The organism is Moraxella sp. CTOTU47618 (assembly GCF_032017425.1).
Taxonomy (GTDB): Bacteria; Pseudomonadota; Gammaproteobacteria; order Pseudomonadales; family Moraxellaceae; genus Faucicola; species Faucicola tetraodonis.
The window spans coordinates 55,575-68,533 of record NZ_DALZPW010000008.1; the positions used below are offsets into that span (position 1 = coordinate 55,575).

The 12,959-nt window shown below is 43.8% G+C and carries 17 protein-coding genes; 12 read left to right on the top strand and 5 right to left on the bottom strand.

All coding sequences use genetic code 11. The features are described from left to right. Positions 1 to 71: 71 nt before the first annotated feature. The 3 genes from RTS09_RS07650 (at position 72) to RTS09_RS07660 (ending at position 2,758) form a co-directional block, all read left to right on the top strand. Entirely contained in the window at positions 72 to 1,175 is a 1,104-nt protein-coding gene (locus RTS09_RS07650) for a 4-phosphoerythronate dehydrogenase (protein WP_312535773.1), read from the top strand. 107 nt (positions 1,176 to 1,282) lie between these two features. Continuing rightward, positions 1,283 to 2,248, top strand: a complete 966-nt coding sequence (epmA, locus tag RTS09_RS07655; protein ID WP_312535775.1) for an EF-P lysine aminoacylase EpmA — start codon at positions 1,283 to 1,285, stop codon at positions 2,246 to 2,248. A 30-nt stretch (positions 2,249 to 2,278) separates the two neighbouring features. Further along, positions 2,279 to 2,758 carry a DMT family transporter gene (locus RTS09_RS07660; protein ID WP_312535778.1) on the top strand — a complete coding sequence of 160 codons (480 nt, stop codon included), beginning with the start codon at positions 2,279 to 2,281 and terminating at the stop codon, positions 2,756 to 2,758. Between the two features lie 13 nt (positions 2,759 to 2,771). Here RTS09_RS07660 and RTS09_RS07665 read toward each other — a convergent pair whose 3' ends face one another. The 5 genes from RTS09_RS07665 to RTS09_RS07685 all read right to left on the bottom strand — a co-directional run bounded on the left by RTS09_RS07665 (position 2,772) and on the right by RTS09_RS07685 (position 6,481). Further along, complete coding sequence (locus tag RTS09_RS07665; RefSeq protein WP_312535781.1) at positions 2,772 to 3,455, bottom strand: hypothetical protein; 684 nt, start codon at positions 3,453 to 3,455, stop codon at positions 2,772 to 2,774. A gap of 6 nt (positions 3,456 to 3,461) precedes the next feature. Continuing rightward, positions 3,462 to 3,911 carry a YaiI/YqxD family protein gene (locus RTS09_RS07670; RefSeq protein WP_050324487.1) on the bottom strand — a complete coding sequence of 150 codons (450 nt, stop codon included), beginning with the start codon at positions 3,909 to 3,911 and terminating at the stop codon, positions 3,462 to 3,464. Between the two features lie 29 nt (positions 3,912 to 3,940). Beyond that, positions 3,941 to 4,273, bottom strand: coding sequence for a protein tyrosine phosphatase family protein (locus RTS09_RS07675; protein ID WP_312523519.1), 333 nt, complete (start codon positions 4,271 to 4,273; stop codon positions 3,941 to 3,943). Between the two features lie 63 nt (positions 4,274 to 4,336). Then, positions 4,337 to 6,052, bottom strand: coding sequence for a SulP family inorganic anion transporter (locus RTS09_RS07680; protein WP_312535784.1), 1,716 nt, complete (start codon positions 6,050 to 6,052; stop codon positions 4,337 to 4,339). Between the two features lie 78 nt (positions 6,053 to 6,130). After that, positions 6,131 to 6,481 (bottom strand): metalloregulator ArsR/SmtB family transcription factor, encoded by a 351-nt coding sequence (locus RTS09_RS07685; protein ID WP_409418383.1) that lies wholly within the window; start codon positions 6,479 to 6,481, stop codon positions 6,131 to 6,133. 257 nt (positions 6,482 to 6,738) lie between these two features. Between RTS09_RS07685 and RTS09_RS07690 the strand changes: the two genes are divergently transcribed. From RTS09_RS07690 to RTS09_RS07730, 9 genes are all read left to right on the top strand, one after another. Beyond that, a complete protein-coding gene (locus RTS09_RS07690; protein WP_312535786.1) occupies positions 6,739 to 7,620 on the top strand; it encodes an MBL fold metallo-hydrolase in 882 nt (293 codons plus the stop codon). Positions 7,621 to 7,638: 18 nt separating this feature from the next. Further along, on the top strand, positions 7,639 to 8,082 hold the full coding sequence (locus RTS09_RS07695; protein ID WP_312535788.1) for a YgaP family membrane protein: 444 nt from the start codon (positions 7,639 to 7,641) through the stop codon (positions 8,080 to 8,082). 129 nt (positions 8,083 to 8,211) lie between these two features. Then, positions 8,212 to 8,856, top strand: a complete 645-nt coding sequence (locus tag RTS09_RS07700; protein ID WP_312535790.1) for a phosphoribosylanthranilate isomerase — start codon at positions 8,212 to 8,214, stop codon at positions 8,854 to 8,856. Further along, a complete protein-coding gene (locus RTS09_RS07705; RefSeq protein WP_076774559.1) occupies positions 8,857 to 9,501 on the top strand; it encodes a cold shock domain-containing protein in 645 nt (214 codons plus the stop codon). A 95-nt stretch (positions 9,502 to 9,596) separates the two neighbouring features. After that, entirely contained in the window at positions 9,597 to 10,349 is a 753-nt protein-coding gene (locus tag RTS09_RS07710; RefSeq protein WP_309593028.1) for an SDR family NAD(P)-dependent oxidoreductase, read from the top strand. 16 nt (positions 10,350 to 10,365) lie between these two features. Continuing rightward, complete coding sequence (trpB, locus tag RTS09_RS07715) at positions 10,366 to 11,592, top strand: tryptophan synthase subunit beta (protein WP_036601146.1); 1,227 nt, start codon at positions 10,366 to 10,368, stop codon at positions 11,590 to 11,592. Positions 11,593 to 11,620: 28 nt separating this feature from the next. Beyond that, on the top strand, positions 11,621 to 11,845 hold the full coding sequence (locus RTS09_RS07720) for a hypothetical protein (protein WP_312535800.1): 225 nt from the start codon (positions 11,621 to 11,623) through the stop codon (positions 11,843 to 11,845). Continuing rightward, positions 11,839 to 12,231 carry a type II toxin-antitoxin system VapC family toxin gene (locus tag RTS09_RS07725; protein WP_312535803.1) on the top strand — a complete coding sequence of 131 codons (393 nt, stop codon included), beginning with the start codon at positions 11,839 to 11,841 and terminating at the stop codon, positions 12,229 to 12,231. The genes RTS09_RS07720 and RTS09_RS07725 overlap by 7 nt, the downstream gene beginning before the upstream one ends. A 123-nt stretch (positions 12,232 to 12,354) precedes the next feature. Next, entirely contained in the window at positions 12,355 to 12,948 is a 594-nt protein-coding gene (locus RTS09_RS07730; protein WP_312535806.1) for a hypothetical protein, read from the top strand. Positions 12,949 to 12,959 lie beyond the last annotated feature (11 nt).

Genomic DNA, 12,959 nt, shown 5'->3' on the forward strand with positions numbered 1-12,959 from the left:
TCATAAAAATTTGTTATGCTAACGGTCTGTAAGTTGGATGTTGACAACAAAAAGAAAGATAGGGATACAATATGAAAATTATTGCTGATGGCAATATTGCTCATTTAAGCGATTTTTTTAATGAACACACTTTAGGGCGACCCATCGAATTGATTGCGATGGCAGGGCGTGAGATTGACGCGGCTGTGATAGATGAGCATCAGCCTGATATTTTGCTAGTACGTTCCGTCACGCCTGTCAACAAACTGTTATTAGACAACAATAAAAGCGTCAAATTTGTCGGTAGTACCACCATCGGCATCGACCATGTCGATGTGGAGTACCTCGCCAAGCGCGGTATCATTTTTGCCCATGCCGCTGGCTGTAGTAAGCATTCGGTTGCCCAATATGTGGTGGCAGCGATTGCCAATTTGCGGCCTGATTATTTATTCAAACCCATCAACCTTGGGATTATTGGGGTGGGCAATATCGGTAATACGCTAGCGCAATATGCGATTTCCTATGGCTGGAATGTGCTGGGCTATGACCCACTCAAACCACCGTCGGTAGTCAACAACGCCAAACTTGAAACTGTACTGCAAGAAAGCAATGTGATTAGCTTTCACGTGCCACTCACGCATGCGCACAACAGCTCATATCCCACCCATCACGACTATCTGATGACCCAAGCGCGTTGGCAAACCGTATCCGACACTGCCATCATCATCAATACCTCGCGCGGTGCAGTCCTCGGTCGTGATGATATTGTCGCAAGCCCGAATGTGTGTGTACTCGATGTGTTTGAACACGAGCCCAATGTCGATGCACAGCTGCTCAAAGCCTGTAGTATCGTCACCCCGCATATCGCCGGTTATACTCTAGAAGGCAAACTTAGGGGTACACAGTTTGTCTATAATGCCTTATGCAAATATTTACAGGTTGCCCCAACGGTTGATTTTCATAGCTTGATGCCAGCTGAAGTGCCGCTGTTTCAAGAAGTGCATAACCCACTCAAAGACCACGAGCGCCACCAACTGCTCAATAAAATTCCTGTGATGTATGATATCAAAGCCGATGACAAGCGTTTACGTAGTGTGGCAAACGCAAACGGTGATATTGAAGGCAAAGACTTTGATAACCTGCGTAAAAATTATCCGCTGCGCCGTGAATGGCAATCATACGTGTTCAAAATTTGATAAAAATGTTCACCATGACATAAAGCAAAAATAGCCAGTATGGGAAAATACTAGCTATTTTTTTTGGGTCTGCTAATATTGTCGCAAATCCACCTATCCAAACTGCTATGTCAACCACTTATCAACCTACTTGCACCCTACAAACCGCCCAAGCCCGTGCTGCGATGTACGCCACCATTCGCCAGTTTTTTGCCGAGCGACAGGTGCTAGAAGTGCAAACCCCAGTGATGTCACAGGCGGGCAACACCGATATATTTTTGCAATCCGTCTCTAGCAATGTCACTGTGAGTGACCATCCAACAACCTATTATCTGCACACCTCACCCGAATTTGCCATGAAGCGTCTATTGGCAGATTGGCAAGTGCCGATGTACCAGATTTGCCCCGTGTTTCGCGACAACGAAATTGGCAGCCGTCACAACATTGAATTTACCATGCTTGAATGGTATCGTCCCAATTTTAGCTTGGATGAACTGGCAAAAGAAACCAATGATTTGGTGTCCGCGGTACTCGGCTATCCGGTGATTTTTGACCATTATCGCTATGTCGATGCCTTTATGGATTTTGTTAAAATTCATCCCTTCAATGCCAGTTGCGATACCCTCAAAGCCATCGCCAAAGATAATGGTCTTAACATTGATTTAGGGGAGGATCACCAAGGCTGGTTAGATTTGTTATTTAGTCATTTGGTAGAGCCTAATTTGGGAAAAGCGCTACCGACACTCATCTACGATTATCCTGTCGCTACTGCCGCCCTCGCCAAGACAGTCACAGACAAAGACGGCAATCGGGTGGCTAGACGCTTTGAGCTGTATATCAACGGTCTTGAAATCGCCAACGCATATGATGAGCTGGCTGATGGACAAGCGCTGCGTCTGCGCTTTGATGAAGACAATGTGGCGCGTAAAAAACGCGGGCTACCTGTCATGCCAATTGACGAGAACCTGCTGGCAGCTTGTGATGCCCTGCCAGCTTGTAGTGGTATTGCGCTTGGCATCGATCGACTGCTGATGATTAAAACGGGCAAAACCCATATCCGCGATGTCATCGCTTTACCCACCCCTCACGCCTAACAGCAGTGAACTCAAAAAATAGGAATTGATATGAAACTTTGGCATTTATTTTTGGGGCTGGTGGCAGGCTTGGGCATCCCGATTCAAGCGGCGATTAATACCCGATTGGGCGCAATGTTTGGTGGTCAACCGCTAATGGCAGCATTCGTATCGTTTACGGTTGGCGCGCTATTATTGTTCTTGGTGTCTTTGCTATTTGTCGATTGGCAAGCGGTACAATCGGGTTTATCAGACATGCAAATCAGTGATTGGTGGAAATGGCTTGGCGGTGCGCTGGGCGCGTTTTTTGTTTTTGCGTCGATTTTTTTAGCGCCAAAAATCGGTGTCGCCAATACGGTGTTTTTGTTTATTTTAGGTCAGCTGGTCATGGGCATGGTGGTGGATAGCTTGGGTTTATTTGGTATGCCTGTTAAAACCCTGCATTGGAGTAAATTTTTGGGGATTATATTGATGTTGGTGGGCGTATCGTTTTTTATGTTTGGACAAAAATGGTTTGCTAAGTCGTCATAATGCTACGTTTAGGTCAATGTTCAAACCCAACCGCCAATTGCTGGATATAGTCATTGAATTTGTGTTCATCTTGCGAACCAATCATAAAGGCATTGGGAATAGACTCATCCATCCCTAATAACATCACCACACCAAAATCCTCAGCTTGAAAATAGCGCTCATGCGGCTGCCGCAGTTCGGTGATTTCACTGGCGAGATGCTGTAATTTTTCACTCAAATCGGGCGGAATTGACCGTCCATCAAAATCATAAATTTGGGCATGGTGTTTTAATCCACCATTGACGCCATTAATAATCGCTTGCGCCAGTAAGAACTCCGCTAACGGTAATTCATCAAACCAATGAATTTCGCTTTGTTCAATCGCATCAAAGTTGCGGCTCATTTGCACCATCGGGTTATGCTGCTTTTTTGGGCTTAGGTCATCTACATGAATGCCCCAAACGCCGTCATTATCGCAGGTTTTGCCAATGACAAGATGGTCGCCCAAGCGTTCTAACGGCAATAAGCCAAGGTGATTAAAGCCACTATTGAGACTAGCAATATTGCCTAAAGCCAATAAATAATGATACAAACCTGCAGGTAATTGAACGCCCAAGGCCTGCTCATTTTGCTCAATCATCGCCTGACTGACACCCAGCGGTTCGGGGTGATTTTCCAGTTGATACAATAACTTAATAGCACGAATAGGGTTTAGCATAATCAACTAGCGAATCCAAGCATTTAAAATATTGGCAAAGGCTTGTTTGTCTTTGTCGCTATAGGGCGCTTGTCCGCCTTGCTGTGAAGGTTCTAACACGCCGGTACTGCGCATGGTGTCCATAAAATCGCGCATATTAAGCTTTTGCTTGATGTTGTCTTTGTCATACACAAAACCGCGAGAGGTGACTACCTTGGCGCCTTTTTCAATACAGTCATTGGCAAGTGGGATATCGCTGGTGATGACCACATCACCCGCCACACAGTGCGCTGCGATATAGTCATCCGCTTTGTCAAAACCGCCTTCAACCACTGTCATCTGCAAAACTGGCAAGCGTGGCAAAGCAATGCCGCGATTGGCGACAAAAATCGTGGTCGTCTGCGTGCGTTCCGCGGTTTTGATGATGATTTGCTTGGCAATATTGGGAATTGCGTCAGCGTCTATCCACAGGGTAATTTTTGCTGTCATGGCTTTCACTAAAAGGATTAGTCGTCTAGCAAATCAAGCTGTTTGGCAGACTGGAATAACACATTTGAGCGGTTGCCCGAACGACAGAACATAAACACGGGTTTTTCTGCTTGATTAAAAATCTCGGCAAACTGCTCAACTTGCTCACGGGTTAATTGACCACCAACGACCGGTAGATAATGATAGGCGAGCCCTGCTTGCTGTGCTTTAGTAGCGATATCTGTTTGTAGCGGTTGGTTGGGTTCTTCACCATCGGGGCGGTTGTTGATGATGGTTTTAAAGCCCTGCGCCGCGATTTTGTCAACTTGCTGTGGCTCGATTTGACCATAAAAAACAGTATTGTTTGGCATGTTGTGTTTCCTTATAAAGTTAGCGTTGATTATTCATGTTTTTACTGACTGCGACAAGTATATTTATTGGGTTAATTGTTTAACCGCTTGTTGCGTACTTAAAAATACCTGGCCTGTTAATTTTTGAATCACATCGGTTTTTTCAATTACATCCATGACAGGTCCTTTGACTTCCGAAAAATGTAGGGTGATAGCTTGAGCCGCCAAATTTTGGTTTAAATTGATGAGCATATCTTGTGCGGTCAAATCGATGTGATTGACTGCTGACAGCATCAGCACCAGATTTTTTGTCTGTGAATGACTGGCAATCGCTTGCTCAATAAACTGTAGTACGGACTGGGCATTACCATAAAACAGGCTTTCATCAATGCGAATGATCAACAAATCATCAAACTGGGTCACTGCATGGCGTGCAACATTACGAAAATGCCCGGTATCACCAATTTGACCCACAATCGCGATATGCGGGTGGCTGGTTTGCCAAATCAAGCCTGCAAAGGAGGCAAACAGCCCCAGCACCAAGCCAATATTTAGCCCAAACATTAACACACCTGTGAGTGCCACGCCAAATGCCAGCGCATCGAGTTTGTCATAGCGCAGCGCTTGCTTGAGTGTTTGTACATCAATCAGGCTGATAATCACTGACATGATCGTAGCGCCCAATATGGCATAGGGGAGTGGCTCTAAAGTCTGGCTAAAAAACAGCAATACCAATGCCATCACCAGTACCGATAACATACTAGCAAGCGGACTTTGCGCACCCGCATCGACATTTACCGCGGTGCGTGAGAAGCCACCAACAATGGTAAACGACTGAAAAAACGCACCTGCGATATTGGCAACGCCTAGCCCTTTGAGTTCTAGATTAGCATCGTAAGCTTCATGGCGTTGTCGGGCAAATGAGCTGGCAACCGAGTTGCTAGAGACAAACGCAATCAGCGCCATCAATCCGGCTGCAGGTAATAAATTGATGAGTTCAACGGGCGAAATCTGATAAAACGGCAGCACAAAATGCGGCAAACCACTGGGTACATCCGCCACCGTGCGAATACCGATAGCGGCAAAGTTGCCAACTTGACTGGCGATAATGCCGATTGCCAGCACCGCAAGGGGTAACATACGCGTGATGACCTCAATGACTTTGGCAGATAATAAAGGCTTGAGCCAAGTTTTAAGATAATAGCGGTTGATAATTAGTACGGTGAATGCCGCAATGCCAACCATCAAGGTGGGCACGTGCAACTCACGGCGATGAAACAGAAAAGTTTCAACATTCTCTAGCAGTGAATTGCCACTGATCGCGATACCCGTCACATATTTGATTTGCCCGACCAAAATCAAAATTGCCGCGCCACTAATAAACCCTGCCGTCACGCCACGGCTAATAAACTGGGTAATCCAGCCGAGCCGAAACACGCTTGCTAGCCATAATAGTGCCCCTGTTATCAGCGCCAAAAACGACGCCATAATGGCATAATGCATGGGCGGTAATTCGTTATAGGGCTGCAGCGCTTGTGCGGTCATAATCGCCGTAATCGCCACAGGACCGACGGCGTTGACCGAGCTTGCGCCAATCCACGCATACACCAGTACCGGCACAATCGCTGAATATAACCCATATACAGGGGGCAACCCTGACAGCATGGCATAGCCCAAACTTTGCGGAATCACCAAAATACCCACGATAACACCCGCCAACAAATCTTGACTGAGATTTGCCTTGTTATAGTGCGTTACCCAGTGGGGTAAGCGTCGCAAGTTGGCTAAATGTAATGGCAAGGTGGTTATCCCGATACAGTGGTTATTCCAATAAATTAGCGTCCAATAAATTGGCAGACTGGTTAACTTTAGATTTAATTATTTTGTCTGACAAAAGCGATCATACAGTACATTGAGGATTGCTAAGGCATCGTCACTGGCGACTGAATAATAGATTTGTTTGCCCTCGCGGCGGGTGTTGACCAAACCATCTTTACGCAAAATCCCCAATTGCTGCGACAGACTTGGCTGACCGAGTCCCACTTTCTCCTCAAGCTCGCTCACACAATGCTCACCTTGCGTCAATTGACACAGCAGCATCAAGCGGTCAGGATGAGATAACGATTTTAACAACTGGCTGGCTTTTCCTGCAGCAGCGTGCATTTGATGGAGCATGGTTGCATCCATTGACACAGGCGCATCGGACTGCGGTTCGGCAATTTCAGACATGACTTTTTCCCCAGGGTATTTTGATGGCTGATACGCAATCGCTTATATTAAGTGCTGCTACTATCAAACTTATCACATAATTTTAAAATAAATAAACGCTTGCGCCAATACAATATATTGAAAAACATATTATAAAATAATATAATGAATTGAGCAACACCTTGCAATGCGGCTATTATACAAAAGTATAAAGTGTTTTTTCAGTTGAAATTGCCATAAAGATATGCCAAAAGCGTTTTTAGATAATAGGAAAACTTATGAACATTCATTCTTTTTTAGACAAAGACACTGAAACTTTTACCCACGTTCTAGTCGATACAGCTAGCAAACACTGTGCCATCATCGACCCAGTATTGGATTTTGACCCCGCAGCTGGCAAAATTAGCTATGACAATGCCAATGAGGTCATTGGGTTTGTCAAATCACAAGGGTTGACCTTGGACTATATCATCGAAACCCACGCCCATGCCGATCATTTATCGTCCGCGCCTTATATCAAAGCGCAGTTAGGCGGTAAAATAGTGATGGGTAAATATATCGAAAACGTGCAAAAAACCTTTAAAACCATTTTTAACTTTGACGACCTAGCCACCGATGCTAGTCAATTTGATATTTTGACTGAGGAAGGCAGCGAGCTAACACTGGGTGATTTGAGCATTACAGCCATGCATGTACCGGGTCATACCCCAGCCGATATGGCATATAAAGTGACGGATAAAAGCGCAGGCAAAGAAAAAATTGCGGTATTCGTCGGTGATACTATTTTTGCCCCTGATGTCGGCTCTGCACGCTGTGACTTTCCTCATGGTAGTGCCGAGGATTTGTATGACTCGATTCAGCGTTTATTAGTCTTGCCCGATGATACCCTGTTGTATCTTTGCCATGATTATCCACCCAAGGGTAGGCGTGAGCATATCGCAACGGTTTATGTCGGTGAGCAAAAATTACGCAACATTCATGTCAAACAAGGCACGCCTAAAGCAGAATTTGTACGAATGCGTAACCAACGTGACAAAACACTTGCAATGCCACGTTTGATTTTGCCATCAGTACAAGTTAACATCAATGCAGGTGAATTGCCAAAACCAGAAGACAATGGCGTTCGCTACCTTAAAATTCCCTTAAATCAATTATCATAAAATAAGGAAGAATAATAAATGAAAACCAACGTGGGAAACAAAGAGCGTATCGCGCGCGTGATTGCAGGTCTTGCAATCTTAAAATCGTCAAAATCAAAAAAAATGAAATTATTAGCCCTAGCGCCTTTAATATCAGGGGCGACAGGTCATTGTCCTTGTTATAGCATGCTGGGTATCAACACCGCCAAATCAGCAGCAGATAGCAAAAAGCACTCTAAAGCGCAATCCAAAGATCATGCGAAAGATAGCGCTGATGACAAAAGCACCGTGATTGACAGTGTCATGCAAACAGCTGAAACCTTAAAAGAAACAGTTCAAGAAAAAAAAGAAACAGTTCAAGAAAAAGCAGCCACGCTTAAAGAGACTGCTCAGGAAAAAATAGAAGAACTTGCAGACGCCAAGAAAGCTGACCATGCAGACAAAGCGGAAAAGTCAGAAAAATCAGAAAAAAAAGAGGCTTAATCTAGGCGGCTTTAATTTAAGCGAATGTGACATTCGTTATAGCCTAATAAAAGACTGAGAAAAGGCATCCGTTTGGGTGTCTTTTTTCGTTATACTAGCTTTTATCATTCTCAAGACAAACACAACTTAATGAAAAATACAGCGGTCAAATTTTGTGGCTTTACCCAATTTGAAGATATTACAAATGCGGTCAATCTTGGCGTCGATGCGGTGGGTCTTGTATTTTATGAGCCAAGCCCGCGAGCGGTGACCGCCGAGCAAGCCTGTGAGCTTGCCAAAGCGGTGCCTGCATTGACCACGGTGGTGGCATTGGTGGTCAATATGCCCGAGCAAGAATTGGTTTATCTATCGCATCACGTGCCGTTTGATATCGTGCAGTTTCACGGGGATGAATCGCCGCGAGAATGCAAGCTGATGGCGGATAGAATCAATAAACGCTGGATAAAGGCATTACGCATCAGCCATGATGACACCTCAGAGACGATTGTCACCCAAATCCAAGCGCTTAAAGACTTTGGCGCGTGTAGCGTGCTACTTGACGCCTATCATCCCGATAAATTTGGCGGAACGGGCGATAGTTTTGATTGGGATAAAATCCCTAAAAACTCACCTTTACCGATTATTTTGGCTGGCGGTTTAACGGTGGATAACGTGGGCGAGGCGATTGCCAAAACCAATGTCTATGGCGTGGATGTCAGTGGCGGAATTGAGTCAGCAAAAGGGGTGAAAAGTTTGCAGAAAATGACAGGTTTCTTAGCTAAAGTGAGGAATTAAATGAGTATCGGTAAAATTGTACGCTGGCACGATGACAAAGGTTTTGGCTTTGTGAAATCTGATGATTTGGATAAAGATGTATTTGTGCATATTTCGGCTTTTCCGCCTAATTCACTTCGTCCAAAAGTTGGTGATGATGTCGTTTTTCAAGTTGGAAATACGCCAAAAGGGTTACAGGTGACTAGAGCAAGATATCAAAATCAATTAAATGATAATGTTTCGACAAATGCTCAAAAAGGAAACCTTTACTTAGAATTAGAGCGAGATGACAATGTTTCTCAACGTAAAGATAGCAACGTATCTTTCACGAAAAAAACCTATAAACAATCAAAATTACCAAATAATAAGCCAAAAGGTTTATTCAGTTCTCTATTTGGTCTTTTAGCAATTGCTTGCCTTATCTATTACGGCTATCAGAATTTGTCAAATCGTTCAGAATATACTAATTCGCAAGTATCTAAGCAAACACTTCCTAGTATAGAACAAAAATCGGTTAGTAATACAAATTTCAAATGTGATGGTAGGCAACATTGTAGCCAAATGAATTCCCGTGAAGAAGCTGAATGGTTTTCACAAAATTGTCCTGATACTAAAATGGATGGTGATAAGGATGGTGATGTCTGTGAGAACGATAGTCGTTGGTAACATTTTAAATAAGTCAAACATTAACATTGCAATTTTAGCAAAATACTTTATACTAGCGTTCTAGTACAATAGAACAAAAAGACGACAGGTGGAAAATGAATATCTTGGTCACAGGCGTAACTGCAGGGTTTGGCAAGGCAATTGCCGAATTACTCATCTCAAAAGGTCATACCGTCATCGGCACAGGCAGACGCCAAGAGAAACTGGACGAACTACAGACCCAACTGGGCGATAACTTTATCCCGCTAAACTTTGACGTATCGGACTTGCCCACCACCAAAACCGCGCTACAAACTTTGCCAAATGATTTGCTTACCAACATCGATGTACTGGTCAATAACGCAGGATTGGCACTCGGACTTGAACCGGCGGATAAAACAGACTTTGCCGATTGGCAACAAATGGTCAATACCAATATTCTAGGCTTGATTCATTTAACCCATGAAATTTTACCTTTCATGGTCGCCAACAACGACGGTTACATTATTAATTTAAGCTCAACCGCAGGCAATTATCCGTATTTTGGTGGTAATGTGTATGGCGCGACCAAAGCCTTTGTGACCCAGTTTAGCCTAAACTTACGTGCCGATTTGGTCGGTAAAAATATCCGTGTCAGTAATATCGAGCCAGGACTATGTGGTGGCACAGAGTTTAGCAATATTCGCTTTCATGGCGATGACGCCAAAGCTGCCCAAGTTTATGACAGCGTGCAGTATGTCACCCCTCAAGATATCGCCAATATGGTGGCATGGCTGATTGAACAGCCCAAACACGTCAATATCAACCGTATCGAAGTCATGCCAACCGCACAAACCTTTGCAGGCTTAAAAGTCGTTAAAGATTTATAAAATTAGAGAGAAAATAATGAACATTCAAAACCCAACTGAAGTAAAAGACTTTAATCAATATCCCGATGCCAGTGGACATTTTGGCATTCATGGGGGACGCTTTGTCTCTGAAACCCTGATGGCAGCACTGGAACAACTTGAGCATATCTATAACACTGCCAAAGCTGACCCCGAATTTTGGAAAGCCTTTCAAGACGACTTGGTCAATTACGTTGGCAGACCAACGCCACTTTATCATGCCAAGCGCCTAAGTGACGACATTGGCGGCGCGCAAATTTATCTTAAACGTGAAGACTTAAACCACACAGGCGCTCACAAAGTCAACAACACCATCGGTCAAGCCTTGCTTGCCAAAATGGTCGGCAAAAAACGCATCATTGCCGAGACAGGTGCAGGACAACATGGCGTAGCAACTGCCACCATCGCGGCGCGGCTGGGCTTAGAGTGCGTGGTGTATATGGGCGCAGATGATGTCGAACGCCAAGCCATGAACGTGTATCGCATGCGTTTGCTTGGCGCAACAGTGGTGCCTGTCACCTCGGGCACTCGCACGCTCAAAGACGCCATGAATGAAGCCATGCGCGACTGGGTCACCAATGTCGATAGCACTTATTATGTCATTGGCACTGTCGCAGGTCCGCACCCATACCCCATGCTAGTGCGTGACTTTCAAGCCATTATCGGCAAAGAAGCCAAGCTACAACACTACCAAAAAACAGGCAAACTGCCCGATGCGTTGGTCGCTTGTGTCGGTGGCGGTAGTAATGCCATCGGACTGTTTTATGACTTTTTGAATGATAAAGACGTCAAAATGTATGGTATCGAAGCCGGCGGCGATGGGGTCGAGACAGGCAACCATGCTGCACCGCTTACCGTCGGTCGAGTGGGGGTATTACATGGCAACCGCACGTATTTGATGGCGGATGATGATGGGCAGATTTTGGGCACCCATTCGATTTCGGCAGGGCTGGATTATCCGGGCGTGGGTCCTGAGCATAGTTTCTTAAAAGATATCGACCGTGTGCAGTATGTACCTTGTACCGATGAAGAAGCGATGGTGGGATTTCGTGAATGTACCCAAAAAGAAGGCATTATTCCTGCACTAGAAAGCTCGCATGCCATTGCGTATGCGTTGAAACTTGCCAAAACCATGAGCAAAGACCAGTCAATTATTGTCAATCTGTCGGGTCGTGGGGATAAAGATTTGCATACCGTCATGAAACGGGATGGGATTGAGATTTGATTTTATCAAAATAGCAAAAGGAGAAAGGATGCAAACGTTACAATTAGTAGCAACTGCTCAAGATGAAGTAATTGTAGAATTACAAGCGCTCATTAAAGCTTTTTTGCAAAATAAACCCAATGCCATTATCAAAAAAATGGAAACAGAAAGCGGTGTCGATAACGATAAACGTCAAGCAGGGATTTTAGCAGGTTACACGGCTGACCCCGCATTCTATGAGCCATTGGATGAAGCGGAATTGGCAAGATGGTAAACTGTTATTTGCTAGATACGCATGCGGCACTTTGGTGGTGGACAGAACCCGAAAATTTGAGCCGAACGGTGTTTGATATCTTAGCGGATAAAAATAATCAAATTTTTGTCAGTTCAACAAGTGTTTGGGAAATGGCAACGAAGCACCGCAAGGGCAAACTCGGTAAAGCCGAAAAAGTATTACAAGAATTTGCTCAAGTTATGCAAATTAGTGAATTTAATCATTTGCCTGTGACGTGGCAACACGCCAAACTGTCAGGGGAGTTTGAATTTACCCATGCTGACCCTTTTGATCGTATGATTGCGGCTCAAGCTTATTTGGAAGGTTTTGTGTTATTGACTAAAGATAGTGAGTTAGGCATTTTTCCTGCAAAAATTATTTGGTAAATCGGGGCATGGGCTTGGCAAAAGACGATGAAAAAATTGCCTATCCGCAAAATTGGAATGGCTTAAATTCACTCGGTTTTACATTTATAGTTATGAGAGATAAAGTTTAACGAATTAATGGGGATGATGACAAATAATACTGAAATGCAACTGCCAACTAATAGCTACAAAATAATTTATTATTTGTACATGGCTTTTGCTTTTTACTTTCTAATCGGTATTTATGCCAATTTTCACGAAGGTATTTGGGAGATTTTATACCAACTTAGTTTTAGTATGGTTTTTCTTTCAATAATGCCAGCTAGCTATTTTATATTTCAAAAAATGCGACAAGGGAATGATAGTGTTTTAGCCGATATTAGAAGTGGTATTCTGGTCATCATATTTTTGGCAATTATATTATTTCTTGGTTCATTTGAATTTAAACAGAGCTTTTATGCTGTTTTTGAGCCCACCAAAACAGCGATGGCTGATGAATACACAACCCAAATCAAAGACTATCGTGGGACGAAACAGTATTATTTGTTTTTTGATGATAAAGAAAATCCAAACTCTTGCGATAGTCATATACAAAAGTGCAAATATCAATATAAAGTGAGAATCAATAGTGGCACTTATCAAAAGATAAATAATAAACAGCAAATGGCAAAAGACAATCCTTTGAAAATATTCTATAAGCCGAAAGCTGAAATTTTAATGAAATGGGAAGCTATTTAAACTTCCCAATA